This is a genomic window from Aliiroseovarius conchicola (assembly GCF_041403445.1).
GTDB classification, from domain to species: Bacteria; Pseudomonadota; Alphaproteobacteria; order Rhodobacterales; family Rhodobacteraceae; genus Aliiroseovarius; species Aliiroseovarius conchicola.
Window position 1 is genome coordinate 458,875 of the sequence record NZ_JBGEHL010000001.1, and the last position, 18,682, is coordinate 477,556.

Annotated in this window: 20 protein-coding genes and 1 other RNA gene; 7 read left to right on the plus strand and 14 right to left on the minus strand. The window is 57.0% G+C overall.

Translation table 11 applies throughout. From position 1 onward, the window contains the following. Nucleotides 1-51: 51 nt before the first annotated feature. A complete protein-coding gene (locus V6N04_RS02210) occupies nucleotides 52-504 on the minus strand; it encodes an Lrp/AsnC family transcriptional regulator (RefSeq protein WP_371168479.1) in 453 nt (150 codons plus the stop codon). 71 nt (nucleotides 505-575) lie between these two features. Between V6N04_RS02210 and V6N04_RS02215 the strand changes: the two genes are divergently transcribed. Together V6N04_RS02215 and V6N04_RS02220 are read left to right on the plus strand one after the other, a co-directional pair. Continuing rightward, nucleotides 576-1,169, plus strand: coding sequence for a LysE family translocator (locus V6N04_RS02215; protein ID WP_371168480.1), 594 nt, complete (start codon nucleotides 576-578; stop codon nucleotides 1,167-1,169). Between the two features lie 32 nt (nucleotides 1,170-1,201). Continuing rightward, the gene (locus tag V6N04_RS02220) at nucleotides 1,202-2,983 is read left to right on the plus strand and encodes an SLC13 family permease (RefSeq protein WP_371168481.1); all 1,782 of its coding nucleotides are present in this window, start codon (nucleotides 1,202-1,204) and stop codon (nucleotides 2,981-2,983) included. 82 nt (nucleotides 2,984-3,065) lie between these two features. On the opposite strand, the gene V6N04_RS02225 is transcribed toward V6N04_RS02220, so the two are convergent. The 4 genes from V6N04_RS02225 to mgtE form a co-directional block, all read right to left on the minus strand. Beyond that, on the minus strand, nucleotides 3,066-4,844 hold the full coding sequence (locus V6N04_RS02225) for an SLC13 family permease (RefSeq protein ID WP_371168482.1): 1,779 nt from the start codon (nucleotides 4,842-4,844) through the stop codon (nucleotides 3,066-3,068). A gap of 86 nt (nucleotides 4,845-4,930) precedes the next feature. Beyond that, complete coding sequence (locus V6N04_RS02230; protein WP_371168483.1) at nucleotides 4,931-5,752, minus strand: TIGR00282 family metallophosphoesterase; 822 nt, start codon at nucleotides 5,750-5,752, stop codon at nucleotides 4,931-4,933. Nucleotides 5,753-5,802: 50 nt separating this feature from the next. Then, nucleotides 5,803-6,363 (minus strand): 5-formyltetrahydrofolate cyclo-ligase, encoded by a 561-nt coding sequence (locus V6N04_RS02235; protein WP_371168628.1) that lies wholly within the window; start codon nucleotides 6,361-6,363, stop codon nucleotides 5,803-5,805. Nucleotides 6,364-6,371: 8 nt separating this feature from the next. Next, nucleotides 6,372-7,757 (minus strand): magnesium transporter, encoded by a 1,386-nt coding sequence (mgtE, locus tag V6N04_RS02240; RefSeq protein WP_371168484.1) that lies wholly within the window; start codon nucleotides 7,755-7,757, stop codon nucleotides 6,372-6,374. Nucleotides 7,758-7,885: 128 nt separating this feature from the next. On the opposite strand from mgtE, the gene guaD reads away from it, so the two are divergent. Beyond that, nucleotides 7,886-9,172 carry a guanine deaminase gene (gene guaD, locus V6N04_RS02245; RefSeq protein ID WP_371168485.1) on the plus strand — a complete coding sequence of 429 codons (1,287 nt, stop codon included), beginning with the start codon at nucleotides 7,886-7,888 and terminating at the stop codon, nucleotides 9,170-9,172. Here guaD and V6N04_RS02250 read toward each other — a convergent pair. The 4 genes from V6N04_RS02250 to V6N04_RS02265 all read right to left on the minus strand — a co-directional run bounded on the left by V6N04_RS02250 (nucleotide 9,162) and on the right by V6N04_RS02265 (nucleotide 12,266). Then, nucleotides 9,162-9,473 carry a 5-aminolevulinate synthase gene (locus tag V6N04_RS02250; protein WP_371168486.1) on the minus strand — a complete coding sequence of 104 codons (312 nt, stop codon included), beginning with the start codon at nucleotides 9,471-9,473 and terminating at the stop codon, nucleotides 9,162-9,164. The genes guaD and V6N04_RS02250 overlap by 11 nt on opposite strands. A gap of 110 nt (nucleotides 9,474-9,583) precedes the next feature. After that, complete coding sequence (locus V6N04_RS02255) at nucleotides 9,584-10,915, minus strand: 8-oxoguanine deaminase (RefSeq protein WP_371168487.1); 1,332 nt, start codon at nucleotides 10,913-10,915, stop codon at nucleotides 9,584-9,586. Nucleotides 10,916-11,033: 118 nt separating this feature from the next. Then, nucleotides 11,034-11,801: a histidinol-phosphatase gene (hisN, locus tag V6N04_RS02260; RefSeq protein WP_371168629.1), complete on the minus strand. Its 768-nt coding sequence runs from the start codon at nucleotides 11,799-11,801 to the stop codon at nucleotides 11,034-11,036. 96 nt (nucleotides 11,802-11,897) lie between these two features. After that, a complete protein-coding gene (locus V6N04_RS02265; protein ID WP_371168488.1) occupies nucleotides 11,898-12,266 on the minus strand; it encodes a helix-turn-helix domain-containing protein in 369 nt (122 codons plus the stop codon). Nucleotides 12,267-12,597: 331 nt separating this feature from the next. Between V6N04_RS02265 and V6N04_RS02270 the strand changes: the two genes are divergently transcribed. Next, a complete protein-coding gene (locus V6N04_RS02270) occupies nucleotides 12,598-13,569 on the plus strand; it encodes an NADPH:quinone oxidoreductase family protein (RefSeq protein WP_371168489.1) in 972 nt (323 codons plus the stop codon). On the opposite strand, the gene V6N04_RS02275 is transcribed toward V6N04_RS02270, so the two are convergent. Continuing rightward, the gene (locus V6N04_RS02275; protein ID WP_371168490.1) at nucleotides 13,566-14,420 is read right to left on the minus strand and encodes a LysR family transcriptional regulator; all 855 of its coding nucleotides are present in this window, start codon (nucleotides 14,418-14,420) and stop codon (nucleotides 13,566-13,568) included. The two genes, V6N04_RS02270 and V6N04_RS02275, sit on opposite strands and share 4 nt — an antisense overlap. A gap of 124 nt (nucleotides 14,421-14,544) precedes the next feature. Between V6N04_RS02275 and V6N04_RS02280 the strand changes: the two genes are divergently transcribed. From V6N04_RS02280 to V6N04_RS02290, 3 genes are all read left to right on the plus strand, one after another. Continuing rightward, nucleotides 14,545-14,757 carry a DUF1127 domain-containing protein gene (locus V6N04_RS02280; RefSeq protein ID WP_371168491.1) on the plus strand — a complete coding sequence of 71 codons (213 nt, stop codon included), beginning with the start codon at nucleotides 14,545-14,547 and terminating at the stop codon, nucleotides 14,755-14,757. 116 nt (nucleotides 14,758-14,873) lie between these two features. Further along, entirely contained in the window at nucleotides 14,874-15,647 is a 774-nt protein-coding gene (locus tag V6N04_RS02285; RefSeq protein ID WP_371168492.1) for a Bax inhibitor-1/YccA family protein, read from the plus strand. A 67-nt stretch (nucleotides 15,648-15,714) separates the two neighbouring features. Next, nucleotides 15,715-16,419 (plus strand): SGNH/GDSL hydrolase family protein, encoded by a 705-nt coding sequence (locus V6N04_RS02290; RefSeq protein ID WP_371168493.1) that lies wholly within the window; start codon nucleotides 15,715-15,717, stop codon nucleotides 16,417-16,419. 72 nt (nucleotides 16,420-16,491) lie between these two features. On the opposite strand, the gene rpmG is transcribed toward V6N04_RS02290, so the two are convergent. The 4 genes from rpmG to V6N04_RS02310 form a co-directional block, all read right to left on the minus strand. After that, nucleotides 16,492-16,659, minus strand: a complete 168-nt coding sequence (gene rpmG, locus V6N04_RS02295) for a 50S ribosomal protein L33 (RefSeq protein WP_012179442.1) — start codon at nucleotides 16,657-16,659, stop codon at nucleotides 16,492-16,494. Between the two features lie 185 nt (nucleotides 16,660-16,844). Further along, an RNA gene (rnpB, locus tag V6N04_RS02300) (RNase P RNA component class A) lies at nucleotides 16,845-17,237 on the minus strand. A gap of 12 nt (nucleotides 17,238-17,249) precedes the next feature. Further along, on the minus strand, nucleotides 17,250-17,936 hold the full coding sequence (locus V6N04_RS02305; RefSeq protein ID WP_371168494.1) for an N-acetylmuramoyl-L-alanine amidase: 687 nt from the start codon (nucleotides 17,934-17,936) through the stop codon (nucleotides 17,250-17,252). Further along, on the minus strand, nucleotides 17,937-18,659 hold the full coding sequence (locus tag V6N04_RS02310) for a hypothetical protein (RefSeq protein WP_371168495.1): 723 nt from the start codon (nucleotides 18,657-18,659) through the stop codon (nucleotides 17,937-17,939). Nucleotides 18,660-18,682 lie beyond the last annotated feature (23 nt).

Below are 18,682 nucleotides of genomic sequence, written 5' to 3' on the forward strand. Positions count from 1 at the left end.
GTTCAATAGCCCACGGGCCGGGCGGGCTGCAAGGGGCCATAGCCTATCGGCCTAGGCGCGCTCATCCTTGGGCGACCCCATGACCACATGCGTCACAATCTGATGCACTTGAGGCAAAGTTCCCAGCTTGTCAGTGTGGAACCGTTTATACGCGATCAAATCTTCGGCCTCGACCCGAAGCAGATACTCGACTGTACCGGTGATGTTGTGACACTCCCGCACCTCGGGATAGATCGCGACGGATCGCTCAAACCCCTCTTGCGCGGCTTTGGTGTGGTCTGACAGTCCAACAGTCACATAGGCGACAAAGCCGTTTCCCATTGAAACCGGATCAAGCACCGCGCGGTAGCCTTTGATCACGCCATCGCGTTCCAGCTCTTGCACCCGGCGCAGGCAGGCCGATGGGGACAAGCCAACACGATCTGCAAGCTCGGTGTTGGGCATGCGACCGTCACGCGACAACTCGCGCAATATTCGCTGGTTTATGTCGTCAATTTTCACCATTTGTTGCAAATTTTTCCAGAAAACGCCCAACAACACAACCAAGAAGCCGAAATTCACGCGATTATTGCACCATGTCAATTGATCTTCTCTCGGCCTTCGTGGCCTTTGCCTTTGTCTCGTCCATCACTCCGGGACCGAACAACCTGATGCTTATGGCTTCTGGTGCGAATTTCGGGTTTCGTCGGTCCATTCCGCACATGCTGGGCATTGGGATCGGGTTTACGTTCATGATCGTTTTGGTTGGCGCGGGACTTATGACGCTCTTCGATCTCTATCCGGTCAGCTACACAATCCTGAAAACCGGAAGTGTTGTTTACCTGCTGTGGTTGGCGTGGAAAATCGCACGCGCGTCAGAGCCCGGCACAGGCAAAACTGGCGGGCATCCTATGACATTCCTGCAAGCCGCCGCATTCCAGTGGGTGAATCCCAAAGCTTGGGCGATGGCCCTAACGGCGATCAGTGTTTACGCCCCGGCTCGCGATATGTTTGCCGTTCTATTGGTTGCGTTGATATTTGGGGCGGTAAACCTGCCATCGGTATCTGTATGGACAATCCTTGGGCAGAAAATCCGCGTGATTCTGACCAACTCTGCCCGCTTGCGCGCCTTCAACGTCACCATGGCTGTGTTGCTGGTGGCCACACTTTTCCCCGTAATCTACGGGTGACGTCTGCGGCCACAGACGATAAGCCTTAGGGCATGACAACTGATCAAATTATCCTGTTTTCGCTTTTCGGCGCCGTGTTTGGCCTGCTCCTTTGGGGTCGCTATCGCTATGACCTTGTTGCCTTTGCAGCCCTTATGGTCGGCGTTGTGCTGGGCGTCGTGCCCACCAAAGACGCATTTTCCGGTTTTGGCCACCCGGCCACTCTGGTCGTGGCGCTAGTGCTGGTCGTCTCGGCCGGGCTGGTCCGGTCTGGCGCAGTCTTTCTGATCACCCGCACGCTGGTGGACGCAAGCCGATCGCTGGGCGCACATATCGCCCTGATGGGCGCGATCGGAGGCATCCTGTCAGCCTTCATGAACAACGTCGCAGCCCTTGCACTACTGATGCCCGTCGACATCCAAACTGCCCGCAAAGCAGGGCGTTCGCCGGGTCTCAGCCTGATGCCTCTGTCTTTTGCGACAATTCTTGGCGGCATGGTCACTTTGATCGGTACGCCGCCGAACATCATCATCGCGTCGATCCGGGGCGAGGCCTTGGGCGAACCCTTCCGTATGTTCGATTTCGCCCCGGTTGGTGGCGTCACAGCCATCGTCGGCTTGATCTTTGTCGCACTGATTGGTTGGCGCTTGATCCCCCAACCTGACGCTGCTGCGGAAAACTCTGACCCGATGGAGGATTTTGGCCTTTATGTCGCCGAACTGACACTGCCAGAAGACTCAAAACACATCGGAAAACGAGTAAAAGAACTCTCGGAAGCCGCAGAGAAAAATGACGTGGCAATCCTTGGCCTCGTCCGGGACGGTAAGCGGCGGTACGGCATGCAGCGCTCAACAATGCTGGCTGCTGGCGATGCGCTGGTGATCGAAGCACGCCCTGAGGCGCTGGACGAATTCCGCGCCGCACTTGGTCTGGCATTTGCCGAAGCCGACCGGGAAGAGAAACTGCGCGCCGATGGCGAGGGTCTTTCGAAAATCGAGGTCGTCGTGCCCGACAACGCCCGCATCGTGGGTAAGACCGCACAATCCATCGGCCTGAACTGGCGCAGGCGCTCTGTCCTTCTGGGCATCTCACGCGCCGGCAAACGCATCACCAAACAGGTCCGCAAAACCGAGGTGCGCCCCGGTGATATCCTTTTATTGCTCGTTCCACAGGGAACCGAGGGCGACGTCACCGACTGGCTAGGCTGTTTGCCACTGGCCGAGCGCGGCCTGACTGTCACGCAAGACGACAAGGTCTGGATGGCTATCGGCATGTTTGGTGGTGCGGTTGCTGCGGCCAGCTTTGGCCTTGTGTACCTTCCCGTCGCGCTGGGTCTTGTGGTTGTGGGCTACGTACTGACGAAAATTATCCCACTCTCCGAGCTTTATAACCACATCGAATGGCCCGTCGTCGTGCTGCTAGGCTCGATGATTCCTCTGGGTGCGGCACTTGAAACCTCCGGCGGGACAGAACTGATAGCGGGAACGCTCGTGAACATCACGCAAGGCCTACCAGCTTGGGCGGTCTTGACCGTCCTGATGATCGTCACAATGACGCTGTCGGACGTCCTGAACAACACGGCTACAACCATCGTTGCGGCCCCCGTCGGCATCCAAATGGCCCAAACGCTTGAGAAAAACCCTGACCCATTCCTGATGGCTGTCGCCGTCGCCGCCAGCTGCGCCTTCCTCACCCCCATCGGGCATAAGAACAACACACTGATCCTTGGCCCTGGTGGCTATAGTTTTGGAGACTACTGGCGCATGGGCCTGCCGCTTGAGATCATCGTGGTCGCTGTCTCAATCCCCGCAATCCTCGTCTTCTGGCCGCTCTGATCCCGTTTTTTCTTGTCCAAAATATCCTGGGGTGAGGGCGAAAGCCCGAGGGGCAACGCCCCTCAAATACTCAACCAGATCCTCACAACGGCCAGATGAACGGAATAAGCGCCGAGGCCAACAGACCCACCGACAGGTTCAATGGTATCCCAACCTTCAGGAAATCCGAGAACTTATACCCACCCGGACCATACACCAAGGTGTTGGTCTGATATCCGATGGGCGTCGCAAAACTAGCGGACGCTGCAACCATGACAGCGACAACCAGCGGACGCGGATCCAATCCTAGGGCCGATGCCAGCCCGATCGCGATGGGCGTCACCACCACTGCCACTGCATTGTTGGACACAAGCTCGGTCAGGACCGAAGTTAGCAAGTAAATCGCCCAGACGATCAGGAACGGGGGCAACTGCCCCAGATAGGGCGCGACGCCCTCTGCGATCAACCGAACAGCCCCAGAGTTCTCCAGCCCCGCCCCGATGGCCAGCATCGAGAATATCAGGACGAGCAACCGCCCATCCACGGCCCCAAAGGCCTCGTCCGCATCGATGCAGCGGGTCAATAACACCACTGCAACCGCCAATATCGCCAGATAGAATATCGGCGCCAGTCCCAGCCCTGCCAACGCGACCAACCCAACCAAAGCGGCAATCGCCACAGGTGCGTGGCCACGTCGGTATTCCCGATCTGATGGTTTGGAGACGTCGAGCAAATTTACATCCTGCGCCAAACGCTGGATATCCTCGGGCGCACCTTCAAGCAGCAACGTGTCGCCAACGCGGACCACGAGGTCATCCAATTGCCGGCCAATATTCTGGTTCTTGCGGTGAACGGCCAACGGATAGACACCGTATCGGCGACGCAGGCGCATGCGTCCCAGTTGCTTGCCAACCATTCCGCAATCCGGCGTGATCAAGACCTCGACTGTGGTGGTCTCAACCGCAGACACCTGATCCACCCGTTTCAGGCTTTTGTCCCGTTGAAGGCTCAACAGCTCGGTCATGGCGGTTCGCAACACGACACGGTCGCCAACTTGCAACTCAACGCCGCTCAAATTGCGACGCAACGAAGCATCACCGCGGATCACGTCAATCAACCTGACGCCGTCTCGTTTGAACAACTGCACACCGTTCACCTCACGCCCGATTAGGTTGCTGTCTGGAGGGACCACAGCTTCGGTGAAAAATTTCTTGCGGGATCTGTCCGATAGCAGTGACGCCAAGCTATCGCGATCAGGCAAGATACGCGGCGCGATAAAGTAAAGATAGAACATTCCCCATGCGACCAGCGCTATACCCAGCGGAGTCACCTCGAAGATCGAGAACGCCTCCATCCCATTGGCCCGCGCCACACCGTCGACCAAAAGGTTTGTCGACGTCCCAATCAACGTCAGTGTGCCGCCCAAAATGGCACCATAACTCAATGGGATCAGCAGCTTTGAGGCCGACTGACCAATCTTTTTGGCAAGCTGTACAAAGACTGGGATCATCACGACGACAACCGGCGTGTTCGACACAAACGCCGACGCAATCACGACGAACCCCATCAGTGCCGACAAGGCCATCAACGGGCTTTTCTCGGCGCGCCTTTCGGCAATCTGTGTGAACCACTGAAGCGCACCAGTGCGCACCAAAGCACCCATCACGATGAACATCGCAGCAATGGTCCACGGCGCGGGGTTCGACAGCACCGCCAGCCCTTGATCGTAGTCCAGAATGCCAGTGATCAGCATAATCGCAACACCACCGATGGCGACCACTTCGGTCGGAAAGGCCTCGCGCAGGAACATTACGAACATGCCCAGCACGATCAGCAGCGAAAGAACGGCCTGAGTGTTTTGGCTGAATTCAAAAAATCCCATCGGACGCCCTTGTTTGATCCATACGGCTAGTTTTGCCCCCTTCGCATCTGACGGGCAAGCGACTTGCGCAGATGTTGCAAGAAACCTTAGCTGTCCAGCGGCGTCGACTGTTCCAAACGGCCACCTTCGCGGACCATTTTCACGCGGGTCGCTTTGCCGGTGCGATCATCTGTTTCCACATAAAGCCCAGAGAGGGTGGCCTCTCCTGCCGCAGGGGTGAACCGGCTTTTTGACATGCCTGTTATGAAGCGCCGCATCGGCTCTTCCTTTTGCATGCCGATCACGCTGTCATAGTCGCCACACATGCCGGCATCCGATTGGAACGCCGTGCCCTTTGGCAGGATCTGAGCATCCCCCGTAGGCACATGCGTATGTGTGCCAACCACGACGCTTGCCCGCCCATCGCACCAATGGCCCATACCCATCTTTTCCGACGTAGCCTCGCAGTGGATATCGACAAGCGACGCCTGCACAGCACCGCCAAGCGTGTGCCGTTTAAGCACCAAATCAATTGCCGAAAACGGATCATCGAACGGGCGCTTCATAAACACCTGACCCAAAACCTGCGTGACAAGGATTTTGCGTCCACGCGCATCCGTAAACACGCGCGCGCCAGTGCCGGGGCAGTCTTTGGCGAAGTTCAGGGGACGAATAATGCGCGGTTCTTGCTCGCAATATGTCAGCATCTCGCGTTGATCAAAGGCATGATCACCAAGCGTGATAACGTCGGCACCAGCCTCAAGAAACGTCTTTGCGTGAGCGGCGGTCAGACCCGCGCCGCCTGTCGCATTCTCGCCGTTGACCACAACAAAATCGAGCTTCCATGCCTCACGCAGCCCTTTTAGTCGTTGGGTTATGGCGTTGCGACCAGCACGCCCCATGATATCGCCTAGAAAAAGTATCTTCATGGCCTAAGCCCTAGGGTGGATGGGCAAAAAGGGCAAGACCAAGTGGTTGCTTAGAACCAGTGGATGCCTTCGTCTGTTACGATTGCATCAAGTGGTTGGTCCGTCGGCTCTAACGGTAGATCGTCAGCTCTTTGTGCAGCGTAGGCATAGCCGATCGCTAAAGTCGGACGTTTTGCGCGCAGACCTTCCAACGTCCGATCGTAAAATCCGCCACCGTAGCCAAGGCGACCGCCCTTCAAATCAAATGCGACCAAAGGCGCAATGACGACCTCGGGTTCAACATATTCTGGTTTCTCAGGAATGCTTGCCCCGAATGCACCTTCAACCATCTTGGTGCCGGGATCCCACAGGGCGAACTTCAAAGGAAAACCGGCGGCTTCGATCACGGGCACACAGATCGGTCCATGGGCCGACATTGCCGCCATTACCGGGGTCGGAATGATTTCTGTGCGCATCGGCATATACCCTGCGATCACCTTGCCCTTATGCTCGGTCATCACAGACAGAAGATTGGCCACACCAGCGGTCGAGCGTGCTTCGCTATGCGCTTCTTTTCGGCGTGCAAACGCGGCTTTCCGGGCTGCTGCTTTCACACTGGTCAGGTCATCCAGAGAATTCATCAAAGTAACATCACCGCTGCAAGTCCAAGGAATGAGAAGAACCCCACGACATCGGTAACCGTTGTCACAAATGCCCCCGATGCAAGCGCGGGGTCGATGTCGAGGCGCTCTAACACCACAGGGATCATAACGCCTGCAAGGCCCGCCACCACAAGGTTCACGACCATCGCAACCGCGATCACGACGCCCAGAAGCGGCGTGCCAAACCAGATGACGCCAACGATGCCCATGATCACCGCGAATATCAATCCGTTCACCAACCCCACTATCACTTCGCGGCGCATCACCCGCCAGACGTTCGCAGATGTCAGGTCTTTCGTGGCCAAAGAGCGAACGGCAACCGTCAGGGTCTGCGTGCCAGCATTTCCACCCATAGAAGCGACAATCGGCATCAACACAGCAAGCGCCACAAATTGCGCGATAACTTCGTCAAACATCGCAATGACCAACGAGGCCATGATTGAGGTAACAAGGTTCACGGCGAGCCATGGAAACCGGCGCTTTGTCGTATCAATCACACGGTCGGAAAGCGAGCTTTCTTCACCCACGCCGGCCAATCGCATGATGTCCTCTTCATGCTCTTCATCCAGAATGACCATTGCATCGTCGATGGTGATTACACCGACCAAACGATCATCAACATCCACGACAGGGGCAGAGATCAGGTGGTACTGGTTGAACGCATAGGCCACTTCGGCCTCGTCCTGAAGCACGGGAATGGTACGGAAGCTTTCTTCCATAATTTCAGTCATCTTGACAGCACGCGGGCTGCCCATCAGCCGCCCAAGCGTCACATATCCCGTCGGACGCATCCGCGGGTCGACCAAGATGACGTGGTAGAAATACTCCGGCAAATCATCCTGGTTTCTCAGAAAATCAATGGTTTGACCCACATCCCAATGCTGCGGCGCGACCACCAGTTCGCGTTGCATCAAGCGGCCGGCCGATTCCTCGGGATAGGACAGAGATTGCTCAACGACCACCCGGTCGTCATCATCCAGCGCGTCCAGAACCGCTTCTGCTTGCGGCTCATCAAGGTCTTCGATCAGGTCAACGACATCGTCAGTTTCAAGCTCACGAACCGCCTCGGCCAGCACTTCCGGCTCAAGCGCGCCGACCACGTCTTCACGCAGGCCTTCATCAAGTTCCGACAGGATTTCCCCATCAAACTCGCGCCCATACAGCTGCACAAGCGATACGCGCTCGTCATGTCCAAGCTGCTCTAGAAGGTCGGCAATATCGGCGGCGTGCAAGGGCTCAAGGGCTATGGCAAGCGCGTCGGCATCCTCGGCCTCGACCGCTGCCAGTACCGGGCGGAACGTATCGACGTCCAGCTCATAGTCGCCTTCTTCGGGCACATCGTCGCTTAGTTGGTCGTCCAGCATCACGAGGCCCTCCTAGCTTATGTCCGCGAACATAGGATAAGCCTGATCACAAGGGAACCTCCAGAAACTGATTGCCACGTTAATTTTCCAACCCTATTCTGGCCGACGGTTTAATGACGAGGCGCAACATGGATCTTCTTCTGGGACAAACAGTTCGGTTTTCTTCAGACCCGTTTAAGGGTCCCGTTTCGGACTGTGTTTCGCACGAAACGCGTGGCGCTATCGCAGTTGAAAACGGGCTGATCCGGGATATCGGCACGGCGGATCAGCTTAAATCTGACTACCCACAGGCAAAAATCACAGATTACGGCGACGCGCTGCTGTCACCCGGCTTCGTCGACACCCATGTGCATTACCCACAGACTGCAATCATCGCGTCATGGGGCAAGCGGCTGATTGACTGGCTAAACAGCTATACTTTCCCAGAAGAAAGCCGGTTCGGAGATGCGGGCCACGCCACTGCTGTAGCCGAGACCTATTTCAACCTTGTCACGGCGTCAGGCACCACAACAACCGTCAGCTACTGCACCATCCACCCCGAAAGCGTGGACGCGTATTTCACCGCGGCGCAAAAACGGGGATTGCGAGTGTTGGGCGGTAAGACATGCATGGACCGCAACGCGCCTGACAATTTGGTGGACACGGCTCAGTCGGCCTATGATGACAGCAAAGCACTATTGGGGCGTTGGCATGGGCAGGATCGCCTTTCTTACGTGATCACCCCAAGGTTTGCACCGACGTCCACTCCGGAACAGTTGGAGGCCCTTGGGACGCTCTGGTCTGAAAACCCGGACCTTCTGATGCAAACCCATATCAGCGAGCAACACGAGGAAATCGCGTGGGTTGCGGACTTGTTCCCCGATGCGAAGGACTATCTGGACGTGTATGAGCGCTTCGGCCTGTTCGGCCCCGGCGCACTTTTGGGACACGCCATCCACCTGACAGACCGCGAGCGCGACCGCATTCGCGAAACAGACGCCAGCTTGATCCACTGCCCAACCTCGAACATGTTCATCGGCTCCGGGCTATTCGACATGCACGGATTGATGGAACAGGGTCACCGGATCGGATTGGCGACGGACACCGGGGGCGGATCATCCTTTTCGATGCTGCGCACCATGGCTGCCGCCTACGAAGTCGGGCAGTTGAATGGCCACCCGCTTCACCCGGCACAGCTTTGGTGGCTGGCAACCGAAGGGTCCGCCCGCGCCATCCGCATGGAAGACAAAATCGGAACGCTCGCCCCGGGATCCGAGGCCGACATAGCGGTCATCGACCTGTCTTCGACGCCCGGCATCGCCCAACGGTCAGCCCGCGCCGAGGACATTTGGCAAGCCGTGTTCCCAACCATCATGATGGGTGATGATCGGGCAATCCAAGCCGTTTGGGCAAATGGGGTCTGCCTTAAAAGCTGACCAGCCCCACGCCCACAAGGACAAACGCCGCGCCCGCCATTTCCTGGCGCGTTAACCCTTCGCCGATTGCGAAAGCATACGCCAGAACCAGAAGGGTTTCGGTTGCGATTATCGCGACATAGGCCAAAGCCAGATCGACTTTTCGCAACAGATAGACTTCCGATGCCACCGTGCCCGCTAAAACAGCGACCAGCAGTACAAGTGGAACAAGCGCAAAGCTTTGCGAATAGTGCTTCATTAAGATTGTCGAGACGCCATAACCCAGCGCCGCAGCCAGTGCTAAAAATGTTTTGTCACTCATTACCGAAAGCATGGGCAACCATCCTTTCTGCGGAAAATAACCGCTAGTGAGAATTTAAAATGTAGCTGACTTTACCAGATTTTGGCGTGACCCGCAAAATGGGGCCGTGATCACGTCCTGAGACGTGCCGCCAATAGGTTCTGATCCTCGACCACGCGGGGCAGATCAATTGTGGTCATCTGGCCGTCTCGAACCACTTGCCGCCCTTCAACGAATAGGTCGCGAACTTGCCGGGGCCCAGCCAGAACCAGTGCGGCAGGGTCCCAGCTCCCAGCGCTTTCCAAGTCTGACACATCCCAGATTGCAATGTCCGCGCGTTTACCCACTGCGATCTGACCGCAATCGTGGCGACCCAGAACCTCTGCTCCTCCTCGCGTAGCAATCCTAAGCGCCTCACGCGCGCTCATTTGATCGGCACCGTTGGCGACACGCTGCAACAGCATCACTTGGCGCGCTTCGTCCATCAGGTTGCCCTGATCGTTGGATGCAGACCCGTCGACACCCAGCCCGACCTTAACGCCCGCGTCGCGCATTTGGCGCACTGGTGCGATCCCCGATCCAAGGCGACAGTTTGAACAAGGACAATGCGCCACACCTGTACGGGTGTGCGCAAACAGATCGATCTCGGCGCTGTCCAGCTTGACGCAATGCGCGTGCCAAACATCATCCCCGACCCAGCCCAACTCCTCGGCATATTGGCCGGGGCGGCACCCGAATTTTTCCTGGCTGTAAGCGATGTCCTCATCGTTCTCGGCCAAATGGGTGTGCAACATCACGCCCTTATCGCGGGCAAGCAATGCGGCGTCACGCATCAAGTCACGGCTGACTGAAAACGGCGAACATGGCGCCACGCCAACGCGAACCATCGAGCCGGCTGATGGATCATGGAAAGCATCAATCACGCGGATACAGTCTTCTAGGATCGCACTTTCCTTTTCGACCAAGTTGTCCGGCGGCAAGCCCCCATCGCTTTCCCCAATTGACATCGCACCCCGCGTAGGATGGAACCGCAATCCAACCTCGCGTGCGCCGTCAATCGTGTCCTCAAGCCGCGCACCGTTTGGATAGAGGTACAAGTGATCAGAACTCATCGTGCAACCCGACAGCGCCAGCTCGGCTAGCCCAACCATTGCAGAGACACGCATCTCATCCGGTCCAAACCGAGACCAGATGGGGTATAACGTCTGCAGCCAACCGAAAAGCAGCGCGTCCTGCCCTCCGGGCACAGCGCGGGTCAGTGTCTGGTAAAGATGGTGGTGCGTGTTGACGAGGCCGGGGGTTGTCACGGCATGGGACGCATCAATGACCTCGTCACCCGATTGCAGGCCAACGCCGATCTCGGCAATCACGCCATCCTCAATCCGAATATCTGCGCCCGTAAGCTCTTGGCCAGCATCGTCCATCGTCAAAATGGTATGCGCATTTCGAATGATATAGCCCATTGTTGTCTCCTTAGACCCATTTCGGTGAGACAACCAAGGCGGCGACAGAAAGGGCAAAGGACTCGCGCGCAGCCATATATTGCACCACGCAACGTCGATCAGACAAGTGTTTTACGTGTTAAACAAGTGACAAAACTTCGAGCGCTGAGGCGTGGATGTCGGCATTTGCCGCGGCGACCACACGCCCGCCCTGATGTACCGGGCCGCCCTGCCAATCCGTCACAATTCCGCCTGCGGCCTGAATGACAGCCATTGGTCCTTGAATATCGTAAGATTGCAGACCGGCCTCGACCACAAGATCAACCTGACCGGAAGCAACCAAACCGTAAGCATAACAATCCATTCCATAGCGGGTCAGCTTGACCTGCTGCGAAAGTTCATGGAACGCGCGGCCTTCTTCAAGGGTGCCAACTTCAGGAAACGTAGTGAATAGGATCGCGTCAGCTAGGTTGCGGGTGTCCCGTGTCTTCAACGGCCGGGTGCCCATCGGGCCGGTAACGTGTGCCTGTCCGAAACCGCCTAGAAAACGCTCGCCGATATAGGGCTGGTCAATGATTCCAAGTTGGGGTCCGTCTTCGCCACCAACTGCAATCAGAACGCCCCAAGTCGGCGTACCCGACAAAAAGGCACGCGTGCCATCGATGGGGTCCAGAACCCAGGTCAGACCGCTATCGCCTGCTTTGAGCCCGTATTCCTCGCCCAGAATTGCGTCCTGAGGGCGGAGTTCAGCCAGCACCTCTCGCATGGCGCGTTCGGCAGCGCGGTCGCCTTCGGTGACGGGGTCAAATCCCTCGGTCAGTTTATTTTCGGCAGCCAGATCGTCCGCACGAAAGAAGGGCAAAACAGCTTTGCGCGCCACATCGGCCAAAGCCTCGGCAGCGCACATTAATTCTTGTTTGGTGTCGTTGTCCAGTTCGGTCACTGTCCTGCCTCCTCAGATCATCTAAGCGGCGGTAACAGGGTAACCAGTCAGGCGTCAAGCTTAGGCGACATCCGACAACACACGTGCCAGTTCGAACAGACGGCGACGCTGATTGTCAGGGATGGCATAGTAGCTGCGGATCAGCTCCAGCGCTTCTTTGTCTGCTAGGATATCACCGGGCAATGCATTGCTAGCATCTGCATCTGGCGTTTCCTCGAGTCCTTCGAAGAAAAAGCTAACCGGCACGGACAATGCAGCTGCAATGTCCCAAAGCCGAGAGGCTGACACGCGGTTCATTCCCGTCTCATACTTTTGGATTTGCTGGAATTTGATTCCAACCTTCTCTGCCAGTTGTTGCTGGGTCATACCCACCATCCAACGGCGGTGACGGACGCGTTTACCGACATGGACATCCACCGGATGTTTCATAGTGCCACTCCTCGTTACTAGATTGAATTACGCAACCAGAGACCATGTAGAGGCGAGTACGCTCAACCTGTCTTTTTGGTCAAACTGGAGCATCGAACCAACATATGTCCCAATTACAATGACTTAAACGTCAACTTCGCGCTAAACACCCCCTCCACTCAAGCGAAAGTGATCAGTAATGAGACACACGCACAGGGTGAGTAGCAGGTTTTTTTGCATTTTGCAACAACACAACGTGAGGGAGAGTTGGTGATTCTCCACTATCCCGCTCGATTTTTGGACGTGAACGGCATATGGATTCGCGCAACAATAATGTCCCGAAAGTGCCTGTATGAAAACCTATCGCGTCACAGATTTTGACACCCCAGCCGGACTTATCGAAACCGCAAGCCCGCGTCCTGAAAAAGGTCAGGCACTGATTGACATTCGCGCCTGCGGTTTGAACTTCGCTGATCTTCTGATGTCCAAGGGGACGTATCAAGAAACTCCTGCCCTGCCCTTTTCACTTGGTATGGAGCCTGCCGGTGTTGTAATGGCCCTTGGGCCCGACACCAACGGACCAGCCCCCGGCACCCGCGTTGTGGTATTTTCAGGACAGGGCGGTTTGGCCGAACAGGGAGCATTCGACGCAACCCGCTGCCTGCCCTTGCCCGACAGCATGAGCTTCGAAGACGCCGCCGCCTTCCAGATCGCCTATGGCACCAGCCATATGGCATTGGATGACAGAGCGCGGCTTATGCCTGGCGAGACGCTGGTCGTACTGGGCGCCGCGGGAGGTGTCGGTCTAACCGCTGTTGAGATCGGAAAGGTGATGGGCGCGCGCGTCATCGCTTGCGCCCGTGGGGCCGACAAGCTCGAAATCTGTCGAAGGGCCGGAGCGGATCACCTGATCGACACCGATACCCAAGACATTCGCGAAGAGGTAAAGGCACTGGGCGGAGCGGATGTCGTCTATGATGCTATCGGCGGCGAACAGTTCAACGCGGCCTTCCGCGCGTGCAATCCAGACGCACGCATCCTTTTGATCGGGTTCGCAAGCGGAGACCTGCCGGAAGTTCGCCCAAACCACATGCTGGTCAAGAACATCACTCTGATCGGCTTTTACTGGGGTGCATACTTAAAGATTCGCCCGGCCGCCCTGACCAGCAGCCTCCGCCAGCTGTTGACGTGGTACGACGAAGGCAAGATCAAGCCTCACGTAAGCCACACTGTTCCCTTGGATCAGGCCGACCAGGCGTTGGAATTGCTGCGCACCCGCAAATCCACCGGCAAGGTCGTCGTTACAATGGAACCGACGCCCTAAAGATCGCGAAACGCCCGCCTGATCATTCCCTGAAGATCATCCATCGCCTGCCCACCGTTGTTCTTGGCGGCATACATATTAACTCGCGTTGTCGCCAAGTCGGGTAAGGCGCCGCCGTGATCAATCTGTTCCAGATATCGTTGCGCCGTGCCCTCGATCACGGCGTGGACAGCAAGGTCCGCGGATAGCGACGCCTCAATGGTGCGCGTAGAATCGCTCTCTACGCCCATCTCCCAAGGAATGCTGACAGCGTCCAGCGCCTCCTGAACACCTTGCCGGAAGATACAATTGTGCTCAAACGCCAGCCGCAAGGGGCGCGCGCGCCAAGCCTGCCCATCGGGCGCGCCAACCCAGACCAGCGGCAAGGCCGTCAGGGTCTCTGCGCCCGCGTCTTTTTCCTCTTCGGTGGTTAGCGTGATATCGCATTCGCCTCGGGCGAACATCGACTTCAAGCGGCTGGTGTAAGACGAAATCAGCTGCACGCGCATCCGGGGATATTCTGCGTGAAACTGGCGCAACACCTTGGGGATCGCCGGATAAACCACATCTGCTGGAACGCCCAATACGATCTCACCCTCGTAGGCCTGATCGGTCAGACGTGCGTAAACCTCATCGTTCAAGCGCATCATCCTGCGAGCGTATCCCAAAAGCTGCTCGCCATCGGCGGTCAGGGATACACCCCGGCCAGACCGATCCAGCAATGCCCGCCCCAAGCTCTCCTCAAGTCGCTTCAACTGCATCGATACGGCCGACTGGGTCAGGTGCAGCAAGCCAGCGGCCCGGGTGACACCACCTGCGTCGGCTACGGTCATGAAACTGCGTAAAGCGGTGAGGTCAAGATTTCGCGGCATATCAATCCTTGTGATGCTTTATCGAATAAACATTCATTTTACTAATAGATACGCCTCTAGCATAAAGATCAAGAAATTTGATGCAACCAGCACGAACCATATCAATCGATGAAGGAGAGATGAGATGACTGCCGTAACCTGTACAAACGCCCCCGCCGTAAAACCGCACTTCTCGCCATTGGCTTGGCTGTCGCATGCCTTCGAAACACACCGCGAGCGCCGCGCCCTTGCACGGTTGGACGCCCAGCGCCTTGAGGACATCGGCGTGAACTACCGCGAAGCCCAACGCGAAGCCAACCGACCCGTTTGGGACGTGCCATCCCATTGGACACATTAAACATCTGTCACACCTAATGTGCTATTCCTCTTGAAAACTTCGCCGCCCTTGCCGATATTAAGGCCAAGGGCGGTTTCCGTTTGGAGCTGCCACAATAGTTATATTTGGAGGTCTTGATGGCTGAATACGACACAGTCCGCGCTGGTGTTGGCACCCGTGCTGCAATAGATGAAGGGCTTCGCGCCCATATGAACAAGGTCTATGGCCTGATGTCCGTAGGTCTTTTGATCACCGCTTTGGCAAGCTGGGCCATTGCGGGTCTGGCGGTGACCACCGATCCCACAGGTGCCACGGTCGCCTTCCGTGACGGTCAATACCTGACCGGTTTGGGCCAAGCGATCTATATGTCGCCTCTTAAATGGGTCGTAATGTTTGCACCCCTCGCCATGGTTTTTGCCTTCGGTGCGATGATCAACCGGCTGTCGGCTTCGGGCGCACAGCTGTTTTTCTACGCATTCGCAACGCTCATGGGCGTATCGATCAGCTCGATTTTCCTGGTCTTTACCGGGATCTCGATCGTGCAAACTTTCCTGATCACTGCGATCGCATTTGCGGGTCTTAGCCTCTACGGATACACCACCAAACGCGATCTTGGGCCACTGGGTGCGTTCCTGATCATGGGCCTGATCGGCATTATCATTGCTTCGATCGTGAACATCTTCATCGGATCAACCATGATTCACTTCGCAGTGTCGGTACTGGGTGTGCTGATCTTTGCTGGTCTGACCGCCTATGACACGCAAAAGATCAAGAACGACTACATCGCCCATGCACACGCGATGGACAGCGAATGGTTGGCAAAATCCGCGATCATGGGTGCATTGAACCTGTATCTGGACTTCATCAACCTGTTCATGTTCCTGCTCCAGTTCCTCGGCAACCGCGAGTAATCTGGTGCTGCACTGACAAAGATAAGGCCGGTCCGTATGGATCGGCCTTTTTTGTTGAGAGGTCACAGTGCTGCTAATACTTGAGACAATTGCAAAGCTGCTTCTTAGCCCGCTTCTGATGGCCCAGGCCTTAAGGGTGCGTAAAACCGCAAGACTGCTTCCAGAACCTTTAGGGCACAGGTCGGGCCAGTTTGGTGAGGGCAGCCCCCTCAGCCTCATCATCGTCGGCGACAGCTCAGCTGCAGGCGTCGGTGCCACACACCAGCACGAGGCGCTCTCAGGCCAGCTTGTGACGGCTCTAGGAGGCTCGCACCGGATCGACTGGAAACTGATCGCACGGACGGGCGGCACCACCAAATCCACACTTCCCCTGTTGCGCGCGCAAACGGCGACTGCCACCGATATTGCGCTCGTCATTCTTGGCGTGAACGATGTGACCAGCCAGACACCACTTAAGCGCCTGCTAAAAGGGCGCATCAAACTCTACGAGCATTTGTTTAGTGAGTGGGGGGCAAAACGTATCATCGCAGCGGGCATCCCGCCGCTCGGCGATTTTCCACTTCTGCCACAACCTCTCCGCTGGTTTCTGGGACTACAGGCCCGCCGGTTCGATGCAGCACTGGCTCAACAAGCTTCAGAGATCGGTGTCGACTATGTCCATTTCGACGTGCCGCTAACGCCCGAGATGATGGCCGAGGACGGGTTTCACCCAGGCCCCAACACCTACTACTTAATGGGTGAACGCGTGGCCCAACGCATATTGCATCAATAGGTGTTGTCGCAGCCCATCAACAAAAAAAGCCGCACCAATTGGTACGGCCGTTTTTCGCAAAGTCAGGCGATCTTACTTGATCTTACCTTCTTTGTATTCGACGTGCTTGCGCGCAACCGGATCGTATTTACGAACAACCATCTTCTCGGTCATGGTACGTGCATTTTTCTTGGTCACATAAAAGTGGCCGGTATCCGCGGTCGAGTTCAGGCGGATCTTGATTGTGGTCGGCTTCGCCATAACTACAGCTCCTCATCGGACGGGCGAATGCCGCCCGGGTAAATCTCTGGAACCCGCCTTTTAGCGCCATTGACACCCGAGTCAACCACAAAGCCGGGGAATCTCGCGCACAGTGTTTTTTCTTGTCGAAAATATCCCCGCCGGAGGCTCCTACCGCCGCTCATCGTGCAATGATCCCAGAATATACGCGCGGATGGCCTGTAAGCCGGATTCTGTCCAGGTGTTGCCACCCTGGATGACCATTCATCTACGATGCCTGTTACCAGACACCTTTAGCTGCCAACCCGGACCTGCAAGAGCCAAAGCAGCTCTGGGGGCAAGCCCCCGTGCGGTCCCTATTAGGCATTGCTCCTGGTGGGGCTTGCCATGCCGCCCTTGTTGCCATGGGCGCGGTGGGCTCTTACCCCACCGTTTCACCGTGACCTGCGCAAGCGCGGGCCGTCTTTTCTCTGTGGCGCTTTCCCTCGGGTTTCCCCGGCCGGGCGTTACCCGGCACCATTGCCTTGTGGAGTCCGGACTTTCCTCGCGTCACGAAAGGGCACGCCCCAACAGTCACCCGCGGTCATCCAGCCATCCGCGCGAATTTGGGCTTAGGCGATAGGGGGGATGGGGTCAACGGGAAAGCGGGTCGCAAGGTCTGCAATGATTCCCATGTCGCGCGCATCCAGCGGCCCAGTTGCCCAAGGGCGAAAGCGTTGGCGTAGGACATCCACCAGGGTATTGATGTCAGCATCACACGGATATCCGAACGTCACCGCATATTTCAAAAACGCGGCTTCATCGACATCCATTACCGCGCGATCGGACCAAACGGACAGATGCTGCCGCGCAAGTCTGCTCCATGGAAATCGCCGCCCGGGGTCGGACTTCCGGTCTGGAGCCATGTCGCTGTGGCCGATGATACGCGCAGCAGGTATCCCCCACCGCTCCATCACTCCGGGCAGCAAGCGCTCCAATGTTGCCAGTTGCGGTTCGCTGAACGGCGAACACCCGTCATTGTCAATCTCGATCCCTATGGATTGCGAATTGACGTCGCCTTGCCCACCCCACGATCCAGCGCCGGCATGCCATGCGCGCATATCTTCATCCACAAGCTCGAACAGACGCCCATCACGATGGATCAGATAATGTGCCGAGACTTCATGCTCTGGCGCACACAACCGCTCCAGTGCTTCCTCTGGGTCGCGCATCGCGGTGTAATGAAGTACGATCAGAGATGGTTGCAGCCCATCCCGCCTTGGTCCGAAATTAGGGGACGGGTGACAGACAGTTTCCATCTATTCGGGCGAGATATTCAGCGTATCGCCGGGCAGTGGAACAGGGTCAGACACCGCCGGGGTTTGTTCTGTCCCAATTCCAAGCGCTTCTAAGTCGGCTGCACTGACACCAGTATCTTCAACGACCGCAGCTTGGGCCACCCCTGCGCGCGCGTTTCTAAATGGTGCGGGGTTCCACCCGCAGGCAAACCCATCACCATCCGGGTCCAGACCCATCTTGTCGCGCTTAGGCCCACCTGCTTCTAGGAATGCAATCTGCGCGAAATCAGCGGAAGTGTACTTCGCACAATTGCGTTCCGCACGCGACGCACCTGAAAGCGACGAACGGGAATAGATGGATTGCCCAACCACGTTATTCGTTGAAAGCGCGTATTGTACGACAGAGGCCGAATTCCCACCCGGACGCTCCGGCACAGCAACCGCTTCCGCTTGGACGTAGGCCGTTTGATAGTTCTGCAATCGCGCAGCATCGCTTTCGATACTCTCGCGCGCAGAAACTGCACCGAAGTCCTGTTCGTCCGAGATGCCACCCGTCGTCTGGACAGGTTGCGCACCATCCAACGGCTGGCTGGTTACGGAACTACCCTCGATCATCGCGGACAAGGGGGCACCTGACGCCGTTTGTTGCGTTTGCAAAGCAGCGGATGGCGACCGGCTGTCGGGCAGTGGCGCTGCACAAGCGGCAAGCGATGCCAAAGCCATAGAACCCACGAGAATACGCATAGAACCCTCTTTCACAGCGTCAG